Source organism: Gracilinema caldarium, assembly GCF_029265695.1.
Lineage (GTDB): Bacteria > Spirochaetota > Spirochaetia > Treponematales > Breznakiellaceae > Gracilinema > Gracilinema caldarium_A.
This window is the reverse complement of sequence record NZ_JAJUHW010000045.1, coordinates 1-21119: the sequence shown is the minus strand read 5'-3', so window position 1 is coordinate 21119 and position 21119 is coordinate 1. Positions and strand designations below refer to the sequence as shown.

General features: G+C 49.1%; 18 protein-coding genes and 1 pseudogene. 12 read left to right on the top strand and 7 right to left on the bottom strand.

Features of this window, described 5'->3' with window-relative positions; all coding sequences use genetic code 11:
- Both Q7P68_RS12000 and Q7P68_RS11995 read left to right on the top strand, forming a co-directional pair.
- Positions 1–218: pseudogene (locus Q7P68_RS12000) on the top strand (hypothetical protein); the annotation flags it as partial.
- A gap of 118 nt (positions 219–336) precedes the next feature.
- Positions 337–1551 carry a DUF3798 domain-containing protein gene (locus Q7P68_RS11995; RefSeq protein WP_486187675.1) on the top strand — a complete coding sequence of 405 codons (1215 nt, stop codon included), beginning with the start codon at positions 337–339 and terminating at the stop codon, positions 1549–1551.
- A gap of 92 nt (positions 1552–1643) precedes the next feature.
- Here the strand turns inward: Q7P68_RS11995 and Q7P68_RS11990 are convergent, their stop codons facing one another.
- Positions 1644–2768: a fused response regulator/phosphatase gene (locus Q7P68_RS11990; protein WP_304226006.1), complete on the bottom strand. Its 1125-nt coding sequence runs from the start codon at positions 2766–2768 to the stop codon at positions 1644–1646.
- A gap of 139 nt (positions 2769–2907) precedes the next feature.
- Here Q7P68_RS11990 and Q7P68_RS11985 point away from each other — a divergent pair, with 139 nt between their 5' ends.
- From Q7P68_RS11985 to Q7P68_RS11965, 5 genes are all read left to right on the top strand, one after another.
- Positions 2908–4539 (top strand): sugar ABC transporter ATP-binding protein, encoded by a 1632-nt coding sequence (locus Q7P68_RS11985; RefSeq protein ID WP_304226004.1) that lies wholly within the window; start codon positions 2908–2910, stop codon positions 4537–4539.
- On the top strand, positions 4532–5575 hold the full coding sequence (locus tag Q7P68_RS11980; protein ID WP_304226002.1) for an ABC transporter permease subunit: 1044 nt from the start codon (positions 4532–4534) through the stop codon (positions 5573–5575). The genes Q7P68_RS11985 and Q7P68_RS11980 overlap by 8 nt, the downstream gene beginning before the upstream one ends.
- The gene (locus Q7P68_RS11975; protein WP_304226000.1) at positions 5572–6714 is read left to right on the top strand and encodes an ABC transporter permease; all 1143 of its coding nucleotides are present in this window, start codon (positions 5572–5574) and stop codon (positions 6712–6714) included. Before Q7P68_RS11980 ends, Q7P68_RS11975 begins: the two co-directional genes overlap by 4 nt.
- On the top strand, positions 6711–7199 hold the full coding sequence (locus tag Q7P68_RS11970) for a DUF6672 family protein (protein ID WP_304225999.1): 489 nt from the start codon (positions 6711–6713) through the stop codon (positions 7197–7199). The genes Q7P68_RS11975 and Q7P68_RS11970 overlap by 4 nt, the downstream gene beginning before the upstream one ends.
- A gap of 73 nt (positions 7200–7272) precedes the next feature.
- Positions 7273–8937, top strand: coding sequence for a Na/Pi cotransporter family protein (locus Q7P68_RS11965; protein ID WP_304225997.1), 1665 nt, complete (start codon positions 7273–7275; stop codon positions 8935–8937).
- On the opposite strand, the gene Q7P68_RS11960 is transcribed toward Q7P68_RS11965, so the two are convergent.
- On the bottom strand, positions 8934–9590 hold the full coding sequence (locus Q7P68_RS11960) for an MBL fold metallo-hydrolase (protein WP_304225995.1): 657 nt from the start codon (positions 9588–9590) through the stop codon (positions 8934–8936). The genes Q7P68_RS11965 and Q7P68_RS11960 overlap by 4 nt on opposite strands.
- 152 nt (positions 9591–9742) lie before the next feature.
- On the opposite strand from Q7P68_RS11960, the gene Q7P68_RS11955 reads away from it, so the two are divergent.
- Complete coding sequence (locus tag Q7P68_RS11955; RefSeq protein ID WP_304225993.1) at positions 9743–10573, top strand: hypothetical protein; 831 nt, start codon at positions 9743–9745, stop codon at positions 10571–10573.
- Here Q7P68_RS11955 and Q7P68_RS11950 read toward each other — a convergent pair.
- On the bottom strand, positions 10562–11221 hold the full coding sequence (locus tag Q7P68_RS11950) for a DbpA RNA binding domain-containing protein (protein ID WP_304225991.1): 660 nt from the start codon (positions 11219–11221) through the stop codon (positions 10562–10564). The genes Q7P68_RS11955 and Q7P68_RS11950 overlap by 12 nt on opposite strands.
- Before the next feature lie 55 nt (positions 11222–11276).
- A complete protein-coding gene (locus tag Q7P68_RS11945) occupies positions 11277–12197 on the bottom strand; it encodes a UPF0158 family protein (protein WP_304225989.1) in 921 nt (306 codons plus the stop codon).
- Between the two features lie 105 nt (positions 12198–12302).
- Here Q7P68_RS11945 and eno point away from each other — a divergent pair, with 105 nt between their 5' ends.
- Complete coding sequence (gene eno / locus Q7P68_RS11940; RefSeq protein ID WP_304225987.1) at positions 12303–13601, top strand: phosphopyruvate hydratase; 1299 nt, start codon at positions 12303–12305, stop codon at positions 13599–13601.
- Between the two features lie 54 nt (positions 13602–13655).
- On the opposite strand, the gene Q7P68_RS11935 is transcribed toward eno, so the two are convergent.
- The 3 genes from Q7P68_RS11935 to Q7P68_RS11925 are packed head-to-tail and all read right to left on the bottom strand — an operon-like array spanning position 13656 to position 16521.
- A complete protein-coding gene (locus tag Q7P68_RS11935; RefSeq protein WP_304225985.1) occupies positions 13656–14186 on the bottom strand; it encodes a chromate transporter in 531 nt (176 codons plus the stop codon).
- On the bottom strand, positions 14168–14737 hold the full coding sequence (locus Q7P68_RS11930; protein WP_304225983.1) for a chromate transporter: 570 nt from the start codon (positions 14735–14737) through the stop codon (positions 14168–14170). The genes Q7P68_RS11935 and Q7P68_RS11930 overlap by 19 nt, the downstream gene beginning before the upstream one ends.
- Before the next feature lie 44 nt (positions 14738–14781).
- A complete protein-coding gene (locus Q7P68_RS11925) occupies positions 14782–16521 on the bottom strand; it encodes a histidine kinase dimerization/phosphoacceptor domain -containing protein (RefSeq protein WP_304225981.1) in 1740 nt (579 codons plus the stop codon).
- An 84-nt stretch (positions 16522–16605) separates the two neighbouring features.
- Here Q7P68_RS11925 and Q7P68_RS11920 point away from each other — a divergent pair, with 84 nt between their 5' ends.
- The 3 genes from Q7P68_RS11920 to Q7P68_RS11910 form a co-directional block, all read left to right on the top strand.
- Entirely contained in the window at positions 16606–17511 is a 906-nt protein-coding gene (locus tag Q7P68_RS11920) for a prenyltransferase (protein WP_304225979.1), read from the top strand.
- Between the two features lie 21 nt (positions 17512–17532).
- Positions 17533–19413 carry a histidine kinase dimerization/phosphoacceptor domain -containing protein gene (locus Q7P68_RS11915; protein ID WP_304225978.1) on the top strand — a complete coding sequence of 627 codons (1881 nt, stop codon included), beginning with the start codon at positions 17533–17535 and terminating at the stop codon, positions 19411–19413.
- A gap of 182 nt (positions 19414–19595) precedes the next feature.
- Positions 19596–21119 (top strand): BadF/BadG/BcrA/BcrD ATPase family protein (locus tag Q7P68_RS11910; protein WP_304225976.1); only part of this gene is annotated, 1524 nt, incomplete at its 3' end.

Below are 21119 nucleotides of genomic sequence, written 5' to 3'. Positions count from 1 at the left end.
AGACGTTTGCTTCTGAGCAAGAGTTCTTGGAAAAGGCAGCCCACTACCAAAAGTGGTTTAATTGCGGCCGGTATAATCGCTACAAAGGGAATACACCGTTAAACCTGGTACGAGAGACATACCCAGAACTACCGGCAGAGGTAATAATATTTCCGCCGGTCATTCTTGACAACTTACTGGTTCAGTATAAAGCTGAACTTGCTCTATGGGCTGCCTGATGTCCAGGGGGTACCATGTCTGTTAAACAACCACACAAACCGTTTTTCTCTCTTGACTGGCACTAAAACCGCTGTAGAATAGAAAAGGCTCTATATGTTATTCAGCCGAGGAGGTTTTATGAAAAAGCTTTCGAAGTTCACCGTCCTTTTGACGGCGATGATCTTCATCCTGGCCGGCACAAGTCTTTCTGCCCAGGCCAAGGCCAAGTTCCATATCGGTGTGGTCACCGGTACGGTTTCACAGTCCGAAGACGACCTGCGGGGCGCCGAACGGCTTATCAAAGACTATGGATCGGTAAAAAGCGGCGGTATGATCCAGCACATTACCTATCCTGATGACTTCATGTCCCAGCAGGAAACCTACATTTCTTCTGTCGTTGCTTTGGCAGATGATCCCCTCATGAAGGCTATCATCGTTAACCAGGCGATCCCCGGTACCACCGAAGCCTTTAAGCGGGTACGGGCAAAACGGCCTGACATTCTCCTCCTTGCCGGCGAACCCCACGAGGATCCCCTTGTAATCCAGAGTGCCGCGGACCTGGCCCTTTCTGCTGACTTTGTGTCCCGGGGTTACCTGATTCCCTGGGCTGCAAAACAACTGGGAGCCAAATCCTTTGTGCATATCTCTTTTGCCCGCCACATGAGCTATGAGTCCCTAGGCCGCCGCCGGGCAATCATGGAAGAGGCCTGCAAGGACCTGGGCATTAAATTCTACTTTGAAACCGCTCCGGACCCGACCGGCGATATCGGTATGCCCGGCGCGCAGCAGTTCATGCTGGAAAAGGTCCCCCAGTGGATCGAAAAATACGGCAAGGACGCGGCCTTCTTCTGCACCAATGATGGTGAGACCGAACCGCTGCTCAAGCAAATGCTGGCCTATGGAGGCATCTTTGTAGAAGCTGATCTTCCTTCTCCGCTCATGGGGTATCCGGGAGCATTGGGACTGGACCTTTCCAAGGAAGCGGGCAACTTCCCCGCCATTCTTAAGAAAGTGGAAGATGCGGTCATCGCTAAGGGCGGCAAGGGCCGCTTCGGAACCTGGGCATTCTCCTACGGCTACACCCTGACCGCCGGTCTTGGTGAATTTGCCAAAAACGTTATCGAAGGCAAGGCAAAGAAAGACAGCCTTAAGGATGTCTTTGCAGCTCTCGGTAAATTTACCCCTGGTGCAAAGTGGAACGGTGCCTACTATGTTGATATGGGAACCGGAGTCCGGGCCAAGAACCAGGTGCTCATCTATATGGATACCTATATCTTCGGCAAGGGCTTCCTGCCAACCACCGCGGAGAAGGTTCCTGAAAAGTATTACAACATTCAGATGAAAAAGCAGTAATGTGAGGCTCTTTCAAAACTCTGGGAGTTTTGAAAGAGCTATCTTTGTGATCTGCCGTTTTTCCGTTCCACAGGGCCGGAAAAACGGCTTTTTTATACCTCAGTAACCAGCACAGCTATATCGTCATTTGAGCAACCCAGTTCTGCAAAATGCTGTACGAGTCTTTGGGGAAAGCTTCCGAGGGGCTCGGTTTTTAGTTCCGCTCCTGCCGCTGCAAGGTCTTTCACCGAATCTACCCATGCCTTTGTTTTGCCCGATACAGAATCTTGCATTTCCAAGAGTCCATCGGTACAAAGTACAAAGCGGTCGCCGCTCGAAATATCAATGGTTTCCGTGTGATACTGTAGGCCCTCCATCATAGCTACTGGCGGATTTTTCGTTTGAAGTAATTGAACAGTCCCCTGGGAAGGGATGTACAGAATTGGCGGATGCCCTGCGGTGAGATAGGTAGCCTTTAGGGAACGGCGGTTTATCTTGAGCGCCGCGGCTGTCAGATAGGTATCCTGGCACACCGTTTGGGAAAGTATATCCCCCATATATCCAAAGGCTTCTTCCATTGTATAGGTCGGATTCGAATACTGTTTAATAAGAACTTTGACCGCCGGGGTTATATAGCTCGTTTTTACATCGTGGCCTGCCACATCTATGATTATATAGATGAAAATATCCTCGGCTAACTGTTCAACTTCGTAAAAATCGCCGCCAGCCTCATGGAAGGACTGGTAAAAAACAGAAAAGCGGGCTTCTGGCAGATCCGATGGTTGGAGTAAGAGAGCCCGCTGGGCTGCCTGAATCTGCCCCATGCTTTCTATTTTGCTTTGGAGCAGTTCCTGGTTAGCCAGGCTCAACCGGATATGCACCCGGATGCGGGCCTTAATTTCCGCTGGATTGGCGGATTTTACGATATAGTCCACCGCGCCGAGTTCAAAGGCCTTAATTTTAGAAGCCTGGTCATCGGTGCTGGTGAGCATTATGACCGGTACCCATGCCAATTGTGGATCAGCTTTAAGTCGTTTAAGCGTTTCAAAGCCATCAATCCCGGTCATGACCACGTCCAGGAGTATGATCCGCGGCTGTTTCTGCCGTACCCGTTCCAGACACGCTTCGCCGCTGGGGGCCTCCCAAACTTCGTAACCCTCCTCATCAAGAATGTAATGGAGGTAGCTTCGGTTGGTCGTTGAATCATCTACAATGAGGACCGCATAGGTACTGTTCATGACAGTTTAACTATAAGGTAAGGGGCTAAAAAGTGCAAAATATAAAATTGGCTTATTTCCTTTGCCTATTTTTTAGGGATATTGTATACTGTTTTGTCCCCGATTTTCAGGGATATAATCTATGTAAACAGGAACTATCATGGGACAGACGGGTCCTCTTTTGTCTGTAAAAAACGTATCCAAGGAATTTTACGGAAACGTTGTTTTGCAGGATGTAAGCTTTGAACTGCATGAGGGGGAAATTCTTGGTCTTGTCGGAGAAAATGGTGCCGGCAAAACCACCCTGATGCGGATCCTCTTTGGTATGCCGATCATCGCGGAAACGGGTGGATTTTCCGGTTCTATCGAGATTGATGGAAAGCCGGTCTCCTTTTCCAGCCCCTTTGACGCCCTTGATGCGGGTATCGGTATGGTACACCAGGAATTCAGCCTGATACCGGGCTTTACGACCACCGAAAACATTGTGCTGAACCGGGAATCCATGCGGCCAAGCCTGTTGAACGATGTGTTTGGCCAGCGGATGAGTATCCTTGACCGGACCTTAATGCGCCAGCGGTCCGCTTCGGCGGTCTCCAAACTGGGGGTAAGCCTGGATTTGGATATGCTCGTTTCTGAAATGCCGGTGGGCCACAAACAATTTACCGAAATAGCCCGTGAAATAAGCCGGGACCATTCTCGCATCCTGGTGCTCGATGAACCTACGGCGGTGCTTACCGAAAGCGAAGCCCAGGTGCTTTTGGCTTCTCTCAAGCGGCTTGCATCCGAAGGGGTGGCCATCATCTTTATTTCCCACCGGCTCCAGGAAGTGTTGGACCTGGCGGACCGGGTGGTGGTGCTTCGGGACGGCCATGTGGTCAAGGATACTCCGACGGCGGGGCTCCAGATTCGGGATATTGCATCCTGGATGGTGGGCCGTGCGGTAAGCGGGGAAACGGAACATCATGAGGCCTCTCGTGCGCTTGGGGAAAGCATTCTTTCGGTGGAGCATCTCTGGGTGGATATGCCCGGCGAAACCGTGCGGGATGTTTCCTTTGAAGTCTTAAAGGGAGAGATTTTCGGAATCGGGGGCCTTGCGGGTCAGGGGAAATTAGGTATTCCTAACGGTATTATGGGGCTCTATCCTTCAGGCGGCTCGGTGCGCCTGCAGGGCCAATCCTTAGAGCTTAACAATCCCGCTGGAGCCCTTAAGGCCGGCATGGCCTTTGTTTCCGAAGACCGCCGCGGTGTGGGGCTTCTTTTGGATGAGAGCCTTGACTGGAACATCGCTTTTACCGCCATGCAGGTCCATGGCCAATACTTAAAGCCCCTGCTCGGAGGGCTTATCAGGCTGCGGGATGAAAAGGCCATGGCTGAGCTCAGTCAGGAGTACATCAAACTGTTAGATATTAAATGCACGAACCACCGGCAGAAGGCCCGGGAACTTTCCGGGGGTAACCAGCAGAAAATCTGCCTTGCCAAAGCCTTTGCCCTAAAACCTCAGGTGCTTTTTGTGTCTGAACCGACCCGGGGTATTGATATCGGGGCTAAAAAGCTCGTGCTGGATACCCTCAGGCGCTATAACCGGGATTACGGCACTACCATTGTTATGGTTTCAAGCGAATTGGAAGAACTTCGCTCTATCTGCGACCGGATAGCCATAGTAGACGAGGGCCGTATTGCGGGGATACTGCCCGCCCATACGGACTCGTCAGAATTCGGCCTCCTCATGGCGGGCCGAACCGATACTGCCCCGGCGGAGCAAAATCTCCGGGAGGAGGCCCCCCGTGCGTAACCTTAAGACTTTTATTCAAGACTTCGGCTGGCCCCGAATCATCATTTTTTTCTTTCTGCTTTCCCTGTTTGTTATGGCTCCGGCGGTCGGTGTACGGCTCGATGCGTCTATTTCGGATGTGCTGAACCGTTTCGGCCAATATGCCATTTTGGTGCTGGCCTTGGTTCCCATGATTCAGTCCGGGGCGGGGCTCAATTTTGGCCTTGCCCTCGGTATTGTGGCGGGCCTCTTGGGTTCCACCTTGTCATTGCAGCTTGAACTGCATGGCTTTTTAGGTTTCTTTGGGGCAATTGCGCTGGCCGCTCCCTTTGCTATTGTGTTCGGTTATCTCTACGGCAAGCTCCTTAACAAGGTTAAGGGCGAAGAGATGACCATAGCAATGTATGTGGGTTTTTCTTTTGTCATGTTCATGTGCATCATGTGGCTCGTACTGCCCTACAACAATCCGACCATGGTCTGGGGCTATGCAGGCAAGGGATTGAGGACTACCATCACCGTAGAAGGGTACTGGTTAAAAATCCTTAATAACTTTTTAGCTATTAAAGTTGGCGAGTTTTTTGTATTCCCTACGGGGCTGCTCCTTTTTGTCGCCCTCTGCTCGTTCCTTATGTGGATGTTCCTGAAGACCAAAACCGGTACTGCCATGACAGCCGTGGGATCCAATCCTGACTTTGCCCGGGCTTCCGGCATTAGCGCGGACCGGATGCGGCTTATATCGGTCATCATTTCGACCTTCCTGGGTGCGGTGGGTATTATCGTATATCAGCAGAGTTTTGGGTTTATCCAGCTGTATACCGCTCCGAACCCAATGGTGTTCCCCGCAGTGGCCGCCATACTGATCGGAGGGGCGAGCATTAACAAGGCAACGATCATCAATGTGATTGTGGGAACCTTCCTTTTCCAAGGGCTTCTCACCATGACGCCTTCGGTCATCAATTCAATTTTGCAGACCGACATGTCAGAGGTTATCCGTATGATCGTATCCAACGGCATGATACTCTATGCCCTTACCCGCAAAACAAAGGTGTCCAAATGAGCGCTCAAAAGAATATAAGTAAGTTCCTTTCAGAATACGCGGTGGTCATCATTTTTGTAGTCCTGACGTTGGCATCCATTGTGCCTTCGGGACTGTCGGTGACCTATATTATCCAGGAAGTGATTACACGGCTCGGTAGGAACTCCTTCCTGGTCATTGCCCTTCTTTTGCCGATTTATGCCGGTATGGGGCTCAATTTTGCTATGACCTTGGGTGCCATGGCGGGCCAAATCGGTCTTGTGTTTGCCGTTGACTGGGGGGTAGCGGGCTGGCAGGGCCTTGTGTTTGCCCTTCTTGTGGGACTTCCGATTGCGGTGCTCCTCGGCTGGGTTACCGGTTCGGTCATGAACCGGGCGAAGGGCCGGGAAATGGTAACGGGCTATATCCTCGCATTTTTTATTAACGGGATTTACCAGTTCTTTGTACTCTACCTGATGGGGTCCCTCATTCCCATGCGGAACCCGGCCATCGTCCTATCCCGGGGTTACGGGATCCGGAATACGCTGAACCTAGAGTCGGTAAGGCAGTCTTTGGACACCATCGTCATGCTCCGCATAGGTCCTTTTGCAATACCCCTCGTGACCTTTATTGTTATATTTCTCCTCTGTCTCTTTATAATCTGGTTCAGGAAAACGAAGCTGGGGCAGGATATGCGGGCCGTGGGCCAGGATATGGCTGTGGCCGGTGCGGCTGGTATTGATGTAGAAAAAACGCGAATTATCGCCATTATTATTTCTACGGTGCTGGCCTGCGGGGGGCAGATTATTTTTCTCCAGAACATGGGAAATCTGGCGACCTACAATGCCCATGACCAGACGGGCTTTTTTGCCGTAGCGGCACTCCTCGTGGGAGGTGCTTCGGTAACCCATGCAAATATCCCGAACGTATTTATTGGGGTCATTCTGCTCCATGCCATGTTTATTGTCTCTCCCCTGGCGGGTCAAAAGCTCTTTGGTTCCGCTATGATCGGCGAATATTTTAGGCAGTTTATCGGCTATGGGGTCATTGCCCTGTCTTTGGTCCTTTATGCATGGAAATCCCGGCGAGCTATTGAAGAGCAGCGGTCCAGCCTCCGGCAATCCGCGGCTCCAGGTACTACCGCATCTGCCACAGCGGAAAACAAGGGAGGCCGGAAATGAAGAAAACGCTTATCCGCTCCGCCCTTGTTTTTGTCTATGTGCTGCTTCTCGTCCTTATGCTGGTCACCGGCAAACGGCATACGATATTAATAGATAATAAAGATGCCGCCGATGGGTCCTACGAAGCCATTAACGGCATGTCGGTCCAAATAGATAACCTTGAATCCGCTGAATACTATCCCGGAGACCGCGATAAGGCTTTGGTAAAGGGCCAGCGGCACCGCATTAAAATTGAGCTCTTTGATGATGAAAAGGTTATAGAGCGGGAATTCCGCGTTCCCTTTGGTCAGGATATGGTATTGCTTTCGGTGCCAAAATTGGTAGCGGGTATCGAGCCCTTTATTGAACCCTTTACAGTAAAACTTGAGCAGGCTAGCCAAGACTCAGGGGCAATGCAGGATCAGGAGCACCAGCAGTTTGGTACCGATGCGGAAGGCATTCCCCTCGAATCGGGCTCTCCATCGGAGTCTCCAAGCCAGGAGTGAATGAAAATCAGCAGCCTGGACACTGCGGGCTGCTGTTTCTTTTTTGTTAGAAATCTGTTAGTATCCGGTTATCATGGTTTATATTGATGTTTTGCTCCGGGTGCTGGGAAGTCTTGGTCTTTTCCTTTTTGGTATGAAGATCATGAGTGAGGGCATCCAGAAAACCGCCGGTGACCGGCTGCAGCGGATACTTAATTTTATGACCGGCAACCGTTTTGCCGCGGTACTAACGGGTTTTGCTATTACTGCAATTATCCAGTCTTCGTCGGCCACAACGGTTATGGTGGTCTCCTTTGTCAATGCAGGGCTGCTCTCCCTCTTCCAGGCTATAGGCGTCATTATGGGCGCCAATATCGGTACTACCGTTACCGCCTGGATTGTTTCCCTTATCGGCTTTAAGATGAATGTGAGCGCCCTGGCCCTGCCTGCCATCGGTATAGGCTTTGTGCTTTACATGGCCATAAAATGGGGATTCAAAGACCAGGGAGAGGCCATACTCGGATTTGGTATCCTCTTTTTGGGACTCGATTTTCTGACCAAGTCCCTCCCCAAAATAGACCACGAGGTGATTGCTTTTATTGCGTCGGTCTCGAATCTTGGTTTTATGTCTGAAATGATCGGGGCTGCCGTTGGGCTTGGGGTTACCCTGATAGTCCACTCTTCCAGTGCTTCAACGGCCATATTCATTACCATGGCCTTTAATGGTATGATCAATTTTCCCATGGCTGCGGCCATGATTCTGGGCGCCAATATTGGTACAACCATCGATGCCCTCCTTGCTTCTATTGGTACCAAGGCGGTGGCAAAACGGGCCGCTTTAGTCCATGTCCTTTTTAATGTTATTGGTTCTGTCGTAGCCTTAGCTGTCTTTGAACCATTCTTAAAACTGGTAGATTGGGTAACACCGGGAGACCCCGCAGGGGCAGCGATAACGACTCACCTGGCCATGCTTCATACCCTTTTTAATTCCATCAACACTATTTTGTTCCTGCCCTTTATGAAACCCTTTGAGAAGCTGGTAACAATGCTTGTTAAGGAGGATCCGAGCGAAGTGCAAGCTGTCTACCGGCTGCCCTATACCGCCGCATCCATTCAGGAAACACCGGAGTTGCAGATTCCCCGGGCTGAGAAAGAGATCCAGGACCTTGCCTGCCTTGTCCAGGGGATGTTTGAACAGTTCCAAGAAGCCCTTAAAGCAAAGCATTCTGGCAAAGTAGATGAGGTGGTGGAGCAACTTAAAGAAAAAGAAGACTATGCGGACCAGATGCGGGAGCAGATTAGCCGATTCTTGATAGAATGTACCCGTGCCCAGCTGAGCCCCCGTTCAGAACAGCGGGTTACCCAGCTGCTACGTATTGTAGCCGATTTGGAAGACATGACCGATGACTGCTTTAGCCTGAGCCTGACGCTGCAACGGAGTTACCATAAAAAAATGGAATTTGATCGGAAAGAGCTGGATGCTTTGGAGCCCTATATTCTCTTGGTCAGGGACTTTTTAGCCTTTGTGAAGGAACATCTTGGCAAAAACCTTTCTGAAGAGGACCTGGAACATGCTAAGGCTCTGGAAGATAAAATTGATCAGTTCCGCAGCAAGCTGAAAAAGCTCGCCAGAAAGAATATCGAAAGCGGCGCCGATGTACGGACGGAACTGCTCTTTATTGACCTGGTGCGGCGTATCGAAAAACTGGGAGATTATTCGTACAGCATTACCGAGTCATTAAGCCACATGCCCTCTTAGTGGTGCCGGGGCCGCTCCCGTTCTATCCGGGTTTCGCTGCCATGGCCGCTGTAAACTCTGGTTGAACCTGGCAGCCCATAGAGCCGTCTTAGGCTGGCCTGGAGGGCTATCTCGTCTCCGCCGGGCAGGTCTGTCCTGCCTACGCCGCCTGAAAAGAGGGTGTCACCGGTAAAGATAATCCCCCTGTGTTCATCAAAATATGCCGCCGAACCAGGGGTATGTCCCGGGAGATGAAGAACGGTGAAGGGGCCGATGCGATCTCCTTCTTCCACAATCCTGGAAGCTTCGGGAAACTGTCGTGGAAAGCGTTCTAAGAATGCAAGACCTCCGACTCCAGCAAGATCCCGCTGGTGCCGGATAAGGGCGTTCTTTCCTATATAATCTTTATCCATGCTATGAATGACTATTTCCACCGGTATTTGTTTTTTATCGTAGTGGTCTCGTATGTCCGGAATGGCAAGAATATGATCAAAATGACCGTGGGTACAGAGAATATACCGGGGAACTATCTTGAGATCTTCCATTCGTGCTATAATCGCCTGAGCATCATATCCTGGATCGATGATGATGCCGATTCGTTCTTCTGTTTCAATGATATAGCAATTGGTGGCGATGGGGCCGACCGTAAGAGAATGAACCTTGTACTGCTGCATGGAGGAATAGTACCCTGAGACTGCAGGATTTTCTAGTCATTTTAGGAACTGCGCTGTTCTGGTATCTTGCTGTCCCTGCGATTGGAGCCTTTCATGTCCGCAGTTTTTGGCGGCACTTAAGGTCCCGCTTCATAGCTTTGCAGCAACTTCCTTTGCTGAACTACCAGCTATCCCGCTTAAAAAATGAAAACCCAACCCAATATCGTTTTATTGGTTCTATAGAATCTGTTAGTGATGATGGTTTGCTCTGGGTAAGAAGCGAAAATCTTACGGTCGCGGTTTCTATGACCCGGGCCTCCATCTTTTTAGCTCCCCCCGAAGGGAGCGAAGACGGCAGCCTCCAGCGGCTCTCCTGGAAACATTTTCCTTTGGTATTGGAGGGTACAAAGGTTTTCATCGGCGGATCTTACTGTAATAAAGACGGCAGGAATGTCTTTTGCAGTACCAAGGAACAGCCCCTGGTTGTAATCCTCTTTGAAGGCAATGAACAGCATCTGGCGTACCGGGTCATTGCCGCAGCCCGCCAGCCCAATGAGTACTGGAATAGCCTTACACCCTACAGCCTTGTACTGGGAGTGGTTTCTGAACTTTTAATCGCTGCGTTTTACAGCGGCCGGCCAGCCCTGCGTATGACCGTTTTGGCTGCGCTTACCGGGGTTTTTATCCCCCTTATGCCGCTTTTGCCGCCGGGGGTCCTGCTTACATCCTTTTACCGGCGCTGGTGGCGTCGGGGGAGACTGTATCGTGTTTATAGGGATCTCTTAGAGTATATCTTAAGCAGTGAGCATTCTGTCATAGCCGGCTATGAAGATTTGCCTATATTTGCTTGGGAAATAAAAAAAGCCGGCTTTGACGAGAATCACATAAAAATTTACAAACGCCGGAGCCGAATGCTGGAAATCTATGCCATTTCAGCTGCGGGCTTTGGTATATTGTGCAATATTTTTGTTGTGCTCTTTGTTCTTCAGTGGTTATTCCTCTGATTCGTCATATGATTCATCATAGCTCTCTTCCGAATACGGCAGCGTATCGTCTTCAGCTTCCTGCGGTACTTCGGCATCTTCGACGGTGTCCAGCGGAGCGTTTTCATCATTTTTACTCCGGGCATGATTGACCGTCAGGGTCCTGCCACGGAATACTTTTCCGTTCAAGGCTTCTATGATGGTATCGGCGCACTCTTTTCGTACTTGAACAAAGGAATAATTGTCCAAAATGCGGATAAGGCCGATATCTTCTTTTTTCACATCCGTTTCAGATAATATGAGGGACAGAATTTCCCGGGGGAAGACCCGGCGATTTCGTCCGATACTGATAAAAATCCGCGCCGATTCTTCTTCTAATATATTCTGCTTTTTTTGTTCCCCTTCCGCAGGGTTTCCATTTTTATAATTTCTGTGGGTATCAGAAAGGGGTTTTCGGTTCCTGTTATAGGCGCGGTTCCCCTTGCCGGTACGTTCCGTGGCTTGCTGAATCAGGTACGCAGCCACCCAGGACCGCATAAAAAAGGGTACCTGTTTCCGAAACAACGACCGATACTGGGCCAGAATCTCAGGATTTCCCTCCTGCTTAACGGTGTCCAACACGGTAGCAAGAAATGCCTTAACATCTTCTTCGTTGATAAAAGGAGGCATACGTTATTTCTCTCCCTGTTTTATTTTGTTTTGTAGTGTGGCATATTGTCCTGTTTTACTCAAGAGCTTCCCCAATTCTGCATACATAACGGCTTTCATACATATGAAAACCAGAACGAAGCAGAACCCGGGAAAAACCCTCGTAGAGGGCTGGTAAGATAATCTGTGTATAACGGGCTTCTTTTTTACCCTGGCTGAGGTGTTCCAATAACCGCGCAAGAAGCGATTCTCCCAAACCCAACCCTCGGTATTCGGTATGTATTTCCAGAGCTTCAACACGGATAAGGTCGTCATATTGATGAGCTGCCATGTAGCCTGCAAAATCTCCCCGGCTTGTTTCAGCCACGATGTTTATATCAGAAGGGAATTGCCAGGTTTTATAGAGCCCCTCAAGCAATGCTTCTGGCATTGGCGTTCCTGAATCCCGTTCGAAATTTGCCTGTAATTCTGCTATGCATTCTTCATGCAGTTTGCGAGCCTCTTCTGCATCTTCTATGGTTCCGGATCTGAACCGGAAGTCTTCCAGGACGAGATCCTCCGTTTCTTCCGGTTCTTCGCCAATTCTCTCAAGTCCCCATTCCTCCCTGAGGGCATTGTACCAATCGAGTATTGCCCGTTTCATTTCCCGTTCCTTAAAGGCGTACCAGAGACGTTCAACCGGAGGATGGTTAGCAAGTACGTCCTTAAATGCCCGGAATACTCCGCGGCCTCGGTCCAGCGCGTTTGCAAGCTCATTTTTAACCAATGGATTCCGCAACTTGGCGGTAAATTTTTCCATCAATCTAAAACCATCATTGCTGGTCCATACAGGCAGGGGAAGAAAACGGTCCTCATCGTCTGGATCTGCGCCATCTTCGGCGATTTCTTCGAAGCTCGATACAACCCCTTCCTGGGTGTCCAATAAAAACTCTCCTTCCTGGTCTTCCATTGCGAATAGAATTTGGTCCAGGAGGGCTTCGTCGAGATCAAACTGCATGACACCATTCTATGTCCGGCTCAAGCAGACGTCAAGTTTAATGACAGTTGACAGAAGGGCCTTCTTTTTAGACAATTAAATAAACTAATGTTGAAGGAGTCTGACATGAGCATCATTGAATATGTCGAAGCCCGGGAAATTCTGGATTCCCGCGGTAACCCCACTGTAGAAGTGGATGTGGTTCTGGAAGATGGTACCCTGGGCCGTGCGGCAGTTCCCTCCGGCGCTTCCACCGGCGAGAACGAAGCGGTAGAACTCAGGGACGGAGATAAGTCCCGCTACCAGGGCAAGGGTGTGCAGAAGGCCGTAGAAAATGTAAACAACATTATTGCTGCTGAAATACAGGGTCTGGATGCCCTTGAGCAGGTCGATATTGACCGGACCATGATAGAACTGGATGGAACCGAGAATAAGAGCAAGCTAGGTGCCAACGCTATTCTTGGCGTGTCCATGGCTGTTGCTCGGGCTGCTGCGAATTATCTGGATATCCCGCTGTACCGCTATCTTGGGTCCTTCCATGCAAATCTTTTGCCGGTTCCCATGGCTAATATTATCAACGGCGGCAAACATGCGGATAACAAGGTGGACTTCCAGGAATTCATGGTCATGCCCGTCGGAGCCCAATCTATCCGGGAAGCGGTACGCTGGACCGCTGAAGTGTTCCATACCCTGAAAAAGCTTCTGAAAGACGCTGGAAAAAACACCGCTGTGGGCGATGAAGGGGGCTTTGCTCCCGATATTGCTAACGAAGAAGCCCTCGACTTTATTATGAAGGCTATTGAAAAGGCCGGTTACAAGCCCGGCGAGCAGATTGCCATTGCCTTGGATGCTGCAGCAAGCGAACTTTTTGAAGAGGGCGGCAAAAAGGGCTATAAGTTCTGGAAATCCAATCCTGATAAGCTCTTTACCAGCGATGAAATGATTGAAATCTACACTAAATGGATTAATAAATATCCGATTATTTCCTTGGAAGATCCCCTCGATCAGAACGACTGGGATGGATATGTAAAGATAACCCAGGCTCTGGGCAAAAAGGTCCAGATTGTTGGCGATGACCTCTTTGTTACCAACAAGAAGTACCTTGAAAAGGGCATTAAGATGGGAGCCTGTAACTCCATTCTGATCAAGGTTAATCAGATCGGTACTGTAACTGAAACCTATGAGACGGTTGAAATGGCCAAGCGGGCAGGGTATACCGCTGTTGTGTCCCACCGGTCTGGCGAAACCGAGGACAGCTTTATTGCTGACCTGGTAGTTGCCCTGGAAACCGGCCAGATTAAGACCGGTTCCATGAGCCGCACCGACCGGATTTGCAAATACAACCAGCTCATGCGGATCGAAGACATGCTCGAAGGTGTCTCCGAATACGCAGGCCGCAACGCTTTCTACAGCATTCGGAAATAGTTATAAGTAGTTATAAGGCCAGTTAAAAGTTCTTGCTTTTAACTGGCCTTTTTTTTATCCTTGCCAAAGGGATCTAATAACTGGACCAAAGAGGGCGTTAATAAAGCCAGCCCCTAGAATAGCCCAAAGACTGTTGATTTTGGTAAAAGCGCCTATATAAAAGGTTGCGATAGCAAAAAAGAGGAGCAGGGGATCTGCCGAAGCGGGTCGCAGCACCCACAGTGTCATGAGCATCATAGCCAAGCTTCCCGTGCGCAGTGCCGTATTAAGGTGCTTTTGATTCACTTGCACTCGGTTTGCCATAAAGACCGTGAAGGCAATCATGCAGATTGGAAATGTAACCACCGACAAGGTTGCCAGTAAAGCCGTCAGCAGTCCCCCATGATACCAGCCGACCATGGTTGCCGCATTAAGCGCAATAGGCCCCGGAGTGGACTGGGCAATAGCAATCAGAGAACGAAAGCTTTCTTCATCAACCCAATGAGGGACGACCGCATTTTTAATGATGCCTACGGTTGACCAGCCGCCTCCAAAGGCAATAATACCTATTTTAAAAAAGGTCCAAACTACTTGGATGGTTTCCATAGGCCCTCCATAATATACAGGACCGCAAGGCCTCCAAGGAGTATCGGCAGGCTATACCGCGGGAAGAGAACAAGGAGCATCGTAAGGACCGCCAGTTCAATGAGCCGTGCAAGCCGGGCTCTGCCGGCACTGTCTTGTATAAGCCGATTTCCGTTTTTCCAGACCATGGCCGCCACAATTCCCGGCACAACAGCTCCGGCGCCATCCAGGAACCGTTTAACTATCGGCAGTGAGCCGTAGGTTGTGAGGAGAGAACTAACCAGAATAATGACAAGAAAGGGCGGTAGAATTACTCCAAAAAATGCTGCAACCGCACCCCAAAAGCTGCAAAGTTTAATTCCCACTAAAATGGAAGTCGAAAGGGCTAAAGGCCCAGGGTACGCCTGGGCTTGGGCAAAAATATCATAGTATTCTTCTTCTTTCATCCATCCTCGTTTTTCTAGGCTGTTTCCGATGACCGGTACGATCACATAGCCTCCGCCAAGGGTGATAGTGTTTATCCATGAAAACAGGGCGAACAGTCTCCATGGAGTAGGCTGTTTATTTTCCATAAAACAGATGATGTCAGGAATTATCAGTTAATACAAGCGTGGTTTCAGCCCTTGGCTCCCAGGGGAAACACCACATAAAAACAGGCTCCGCCGCAATTGTCCCAGCGAAGATTACCCCCTAGTTGTTCTGAAAGGGCAATAGCCAGCTGCATACCCAGCCCCTTTGATGTGGTGATAGAAAAATTGTCCGGCAATCCGGGGCCGTTATCCTTGTAATGTAAGGACACAAATTGGTCCTGTTTTTTTAAAATCAGGGTAAAACAGGGATCTTTGTCCTTTGGAATGCCATGTTTCAGGCTGTTTGTCACCAATTCATTGAGCAGGAGCCCGAATGTAATAGTCTTATCCAGGGGGGCATGAATTTCATCGGTTTGTATATCTATATTAATGGGTTTTAATACGTCTTTAAGACTGATAACTAACTCCATTATTTTCTGACCATAGATCCCGAGGTTAATGTATTCTTGGTTTTCAGTTTCATATAACATCTGATGCACCAGTAACATGGATGCGATGCGGCCTTCCATGGCACTGCGGAATTCTTCTATATTTTTGCTGTTCTCGCTCTGGAGCCTCACCATGCTCAGAATAAGCTGGAAATCATTTTTAACCCGATGGTGGATTTCCTTTATGAGCATATTTTTACCCTGCAGTGCCTCATTTAACTCCTTTTCATAGGCTAAACGGGCGTTTTTTTGCACTTCGAGCCCCTTCATTAATTGAAATATAGCATTCTGTATTTGACCCAGATCCGGTGTGGAGTCTGGATCAAGTTCTGTAGTTTCAGTGCTGCCAGCTTGAATCTGTTCTGTCAGATACACAAGTTGCCGGAGCCGATTCCCAAAGAGCGGCCCATACAAAAGCCGGGTTATACCGAACGCTAAAATCATGACAAGGATGATGAGCCCCAATTCCTGGTAAAGAATCGGTAGCACCCTATCGGTAACGACCGAATAGGGTATGCCGTATACAACAAACATATAGGGTTCTTTGTTCTCTGAAACGCGGAGCTTTTTATAACCGTAGTAGCGCTTAAAACCATCGGATCCGACATCCAAAAATACTCCCTGGTCTGCTCCCTGCTGCATTCGGTTCCAAATTTCATATTTGATAGGTTTTCCTATCGGGTTTGTCTCCAGTGGTGGGAAAAAGTATAGCCGCGTTCCATAGCGGTCCACCATTCCCAGTACAGTGTTGTTTTGTTTTTCTATGCTGTTCATATAGGATTCATAGGAACTGAGTTTGTAGGTTGCAGTTATTGCACCCTTAAGCTCTCCTTTATCGGATATAATGGGATATGCATAGGAGAATGAAGGGGTGTTTTCCACGAGACCTACAATATAAGAGCCGGGGGAGAATTCCTGGGTCTTAAAAACCGCTTCTATATGGGACCGTCCTTTAACGGATGTACCGGGCGAAAGCCGGGAAGAGGCTACCACAATCCCCTGGTTGTCGGTAACTGTAAAATTGAGGTAAGCTTCGTTTGCCGCATGCATGTTTTTAATGATAGGTGTCATTAGTTGTGCATCGAGCCGTTTAAATTCAGGAAGATTTGCCAATGTGGCCAATATTTGCCGGGTTGATTCGGTAATGCTGAACTGCAGAGCCGCAACGCTGCTCGCTTGGTTGAGTGCCTCCTTGGCGACAATATCTTCAAATTGCCGGGCCCGCTTTCCTTCCGAAAGCCCAATAATAAAAAGAGCGGGGAGCAAAGCTAAAAGCACAATATAGTACTGGGCTTTTTGGATAGATATGGGCTTTATTCGGGACTTATTGTGTTTCATTGACAGGCCCCCTTTTAATTTTAATACAGAAATGACAATTTTACCCTATTTCCAAGCTCTTTATTTTTTTTTAAAATCCTTTCCATGACTTTTAAACAGTTTTCCGGTATTGTGGAACTGAGAACTAAGATTGTCAGCATATCCACCTTTATAATTAGCCTTCTGTATAGCATTTATAGTACTGGTTCCGTGTCCCCTCTTTTAGCGGCCCTGGTTTTTATTGCAGCCCTGGCAGTAGATATGGGCACTACCGGCTTTAATAGCTACTTTGACTGGTACCGTAATGTGGATGACAAGCGGTTTAACCGGGAAGACGCGAAAGTCCTGGTTCACGAAGGTGTGTCTCCGGGGAGCGCCTTGCTTGTCAGTGTGCTCTGTTATCTTTTCGCCATGTTGATTGGTCTAGTCATTATTTTCCAGACTGGCCCCCTGGTGCTACTATTGGGAGCCCTCTCGCTTTTGGTAGGCTTTTTTTATTCCGGCGGGAGTAGGCCAATTTCCTCAACCCCCCTAGGCGAACTCTTTGCAGGCGGATTTCTGGGCTTCGTTTTTTTTATTATCAACTACTATATTCTTACCGGTCATGTTATTTGGCAGGCTGCGGTGGTTGCTCTGCCCCAAACTTTGGCAATTGCGGCTATTCTTTCGGTCAACAATGCCTGTGATATAAAGGGAGACGCCGAAGCGGGCCGTAAAACCCTGGCTATAGTACTAGGCCCTGTAGGGGCGGAAATATTGGTCTATGCCGAGGGGCTTGCAGGCCTTATCAGCCTTGGCTTACTGGCTTGGTGGAAAATCCTGCCGGTTCTGACCGGCTGGTTGTCTGTTGCTGCGGCAATTGTGGTGATTCGGGAATATTTTAAAATGCATAAGCGGGGCTATTCCCATGATACCAAGGGACCCAATATGCAAAGTATTTCAAAAATCTTTGTAATACAGAGTCTTGTGTATATTGCAGGCATTTGTTCATCTTTTTTGCATTTATGGTAAGGCTGGTGTACCATTATAGGTATGATGGACCGGCGGACTGTTTGGAGTATTTGTATCTTTTTGTTTGTAGCCCTATGGCCCCTTGCTGCCGAGGAAGTTACTATCAGAGTCGTATGCGACGACAACTATCCCCCCTATGTGTTCCGTAATAATGCGGGAGAAGTTCAGGGGATGATTCCAGACCAGTGGAAAGCCTGGTCCCGCGTTACCGGTATTAAGGTCCGTTTTGATGCTATGGATTGGAGTAAGGCTCAGGAAGAAATCCGTGCTGGCAGGGCCGATGTCATCGATTCCATCTTTAAGACCCCAGACCGGGAACGTATATTTGACTTTCTAGAGCCCTATGCAGACATTCCTGTATCGGTTTATTTCCATAAAAGTATTTCGGGTATTGGAAGTGTACAGGATCTGACAGGCTTCCGGATCGCCGTAAAGGAAGGAGACGCGGCGATAGATGTACTGCAATCTAAGGGAATTACTGATTTTTTATATTTTCCCAGTTACGAAGCTATTATCCGAGCCGCACAGGCAAAGGATGTACGAATTTTTTGCATCGACGAACCTCCGGCAAACTATTTTTTATATAAATACAATCTGGAGATGCAGTTTAAAAAGGGTTTTACCCTGTATGCTGGCCAGTTTCACCGGGCGGTGCGCAAAAGCCGTTCTGCCTTGCCCGATGGACGGGACCTGTATATGGTGCTTAAAAAGGGCTTTGAGGCAATCCCCGATGAAGAGTATAAAAATATAGAAAAACGCTGGCTTGGCCAGGAAATAGGCCGCCCCATCAATTGGCTGCCAATTCTGATGGTGGGCAGTATAGGGCTGGGGCTTATTCTGCTTCTTATACTTTTTACTATAGCATTACGGATAAAAGTAGCCCAGCGAACCGCCGAACTCATTCAAAAAAACCGGGCTCTTATTAGAAGCGAGCGGAAAAATCAGGCCTTTATCAATGCCCTCCCGGACCTTTTCCTCATTCTTGATAGAGACGGCCGTTATATTGATATTAAAACATCGAACCCGGCTATTCTGATTGGCGAAGAACGGGATCTTCTGGGCAGAACTATCGCTGATGTTGGTATGTCTCCGGTATTAGTTTCCCAATTTCTGGATGCCATATCCAAGGCACTGCAATCTCAGTCGGTTGTTGTTATTGAGTATGATCTCAATGTTATTGAGGGACTCAGGCATTTCGAAGCCCGCATTGTCCGCCTTGCGGGCGAACAGGACCTGGTCCTTTTTATAGTTCGGGATATCACCGAACAGCACCGGATGCAGGAAGCCCTGGCATTGTCGCTCCGGGAAAAGGAAACCCTCCTTAAGGAGATTCACCACCGGGTAAAAAATAACTTGCAGGTTGTCTCGAGCCTTATTCAGCTCCAGGCTGCATCGCTTACGAGCGAACATGATCAGGTTTTGCTGGAAGAAACCCAGCAGCGAATCCGGACCATGGCTCAGGTCCATGAACTCTTGTATCGCTCGGACCGGCTTTCATCAATAGAGATGAAAGAGTACCTGGAGCATCTTTTAGATGAACTTTCATCGGCCTATTACGAGACCCGTTTACAGGTGAACATTACCATGGATATTGATCCAATTGAGGTAAGCCTTGATATGGCCACCCCCTTGGGGCTCATATTCAACGAAGCGGTTACCAATGCCTTTAAGTATGCCTATAAGGGCAGAAACGGGGGCTTTCTTACTATTAGCCTTAAACGGCTTCCGACCGGCGGCCGGCGTTTGCTGATTTCCGATGATGGGCCGGGACTTCCTGAGAACTGGCAGGAACGGGCTAAAACATCCCTCGGTTTTACCCTTATCGAAACCCTGGTCCAGCAAATTAAGGGGCATATGGAAATTAATTCGGAGACAGGAACAAGCATTTCCATAACTTTTTAAAAATGGCTCTATTGCCACAAATAGTGCGCTTTGTTACTATACAGTATCATATTTGGCGACCCTTTGAGACAGACCGCAGTTAAATCATCAAAAAAAGGTTTCAGGACCGCCAGCCAGTCTTGGTTTCTTCAGCCCCGTTAGCTGGAAATAGACTGGTTAATCGTTCCTAACGAGGTTCTACTATGCGCTCACTCGGAATCAACATCGGTTCGACAAGTCTTAAAATGGTGCTTGCCGAAAACAATATCCCCCTTTGGACCGCATCTCTTCCCCATGAGGGCGACTTTAATGCGGTGGTTCGCAAGCTCCTTTCTGAAGGCCATATTGATGAGGGAATCCCCACTCTGGTAACCGGAAACGAGGGTCGCTTCATGTTCGACGTGGCAGGAACCCTGGAGCCCCTCTGTGTGGAAGCAGCACTGAAAGCCCTGGACTTAAAGCCCAATGCGGTGGTCAGTATGGGCGGCGAAGACCTGGTGGTCTACAGGATGGACGAAAACGGCAAGATCATCAACAATTTCTCCGGCAGCAAATGCGCTTCTGGTACGGGGGAATTCCTTAAACAGCAGCTGGGCCGTATGAACATGACACTCCAGGACATTGACAAGGTCCCCGATACGGCAAAGGTGCTCAGTCTCTCGTCCCGCTGTTCCGTCTTCATGAAAAGCGACTGTACCCACCGGCTTAATAAACGGGAAGCCACCAAGGATGATATTGTTCTTTCTCTTTCGGATGTAATGGCCGTAAAGGTCATTGACTTCCTGAAACGGGCTAAAATCCAGTCTGGAAAGGTAGTCCTCGTGGGCGGCGTTACCCTGAACCGGCATATTATCCGGTTCATAAAGGAGAAGGCTCCCCAGATTGAGTTTATTATTCCCAATGTTGCCCCGGTGTTCGAGGCCTTTGGTGCGGCCGTCTTAGCAGAACAGCAGGGATCGCCCCTTCCCGCAGCGGATAAGCTCCTTAAATCCAATACGATCCGTTTTGGCACCCTGGGAAATCTGAATAATTGGCAGGACAAGGTTAAGTTCTTTGAAAAGAGCGAGGGCAAAGTGCAGGCGGGCCGCCGATATATCCTGGGGGTCGACGGTGGTTCCACCACCACCAAAGCCTGTCTTGTGGATGCTGAAACCGATGAAATCGTGGCAAGCCACTATGGCCGCACCCATGGAGACCCCGTTAAGGCGCTTAAGGAATGCCTTAAAATTATTCAGGATAAGGTGATTGCCGACACGGGGGATAAAAACGTTGATATCCGTCTTGTATCCACCACTGGCTCATCCCGGGAAATCCTTGGTGTTTTCCTTGAAACTCCCGGGGTTTACAACGAAATTATAGCCCACTCGGTGGGTACTACCTACTTTGACCCCACGGTTGAAACGATTTTTGAAATCGGCGGCCAGGATGCAAAATATGTGCTCCTTAAAAACGGTGTCCCCATTGACTATGCCATGAACGAAGCCTGTTCTGCCGGTACAGGGTCCTTTCTGGAAGAGTCCGCCGCAGGTGACCTATCCATTCACAGTGCCAAAGATATTGCCCCCATCGCCCTTATGGCCGATGCACCGCTCAAGTTCGGCGAGCACTGTTCGGCCTTTATCAATTCGGATATCCGCAAAGCGGTCCAGCAGGGAGCGAGCCGTGAAAATATCACTGCCGGTATTGTCGGGTCCATCGTATCTAACTACTTGAACCGGGTTGTCGGT

Coding starts and splice junctions, on each gene's coding strand:
- Q7P68_RS11950 (WP_304225991.1), bottom strand. CDS start 11,221: ATGCCTCCTTTTATCAACGAAGAAGATGTTAAGGCATTTCTTGCTACC.
- eno (WP_304225987.1), top strand. CDS start 12,303: ATGAGCATCATTGAATATGTCGAAGCCCGGGAAATTCTGGATTCCCGC.
- Q7P68_RS11975 (WP_304226000.1), top strand. CDS start 5,572: ATGAGCGCTCAAAAGAATATAAGTAAGTTCCTTTCAGAATACGCGGTG.
- Q7P68_RS11915 (WP_304225978.1), top strand. CDS start 17,533: ATGATGGACCGGCGGACTGTTTGGAGTATTTGTATCTTTTTGTTTGTA.
- Q7P68_RS11960 (WP_304225995.1), bottom strand. CDS start 9,590: ATGCAGCAGTACAAGGTTCATTCTCTTACGGTCGGCCCCATCGCCACC.
- Q7P68_RS11925 (WP_304225981.1), bottom strand. CDS start 16,521: ATGAAACACAATAAGTCCCGAATAAAGCCCATATCTATCCAAAAAGCC.
- Q7P68_RS11995 (WP_486187675.1), top strand. CDS start 337: ATGAAAAAGCTTTCGAAGTTCACCGTCCTTTTGACGGCGATGATCTTC.
- Q7P68_RS11985 (WP_304226004.1), top strand. CDS start 2,908: ATGGGACAGACGGGTCCTCTTTTGTCTGTAAAAAACGTATCCAAGGAA.
- Q7P68_RS11970 (WP_304225999.1), top strand. CDS start 6,711: ATGAAGAAAACGCTTATCCGCTCCGCCCTTGTTTTTGTCTATGTGCTG.
- Q7P68_RS11965 (WP_304225997.1), top strand. CDS start 7,273: ATGGTTTATATTGATGTTTTGCTCCGGGTGCTGGGAAGTCTTGGTCTT.
- Q7P68_RS11935 (WP_304225985.1), bottom strand. CDS start 14,186: ATGGAAACCATCCAAGTAGTTTGGACCTTTTTTAAAATAGGTATTATT.
- Q7P68_RS11945 (WP_304225989.1), bottom strand. CDS start 12,197: ATGCAGTTTGATCTCGACGAAGCCCTCCTGGACCAAATTCTATTCGCA.
- Q7P68_RS11930 (WP_304225983.1), bottom strand. CDS start 14,737: ATGGAAAATAAACAGCCTACTCCATGGAGACTGTTCGCCCTGTTTTCA.
- Q7P68_RS11990 (WP_304226006.1), bottom strand. CDS start 2,768: ATGAACAGTACCTATGCGGTCCTCATTGTAGATGATTCAACGACCAAC.
- Q7P68_RS11920 (WP_304225979.1), top strand. CDS start 16,606: ATGACTTTTAAACAGTTTTCCGGTATTGTGGAACTGAGAACTAAGATT.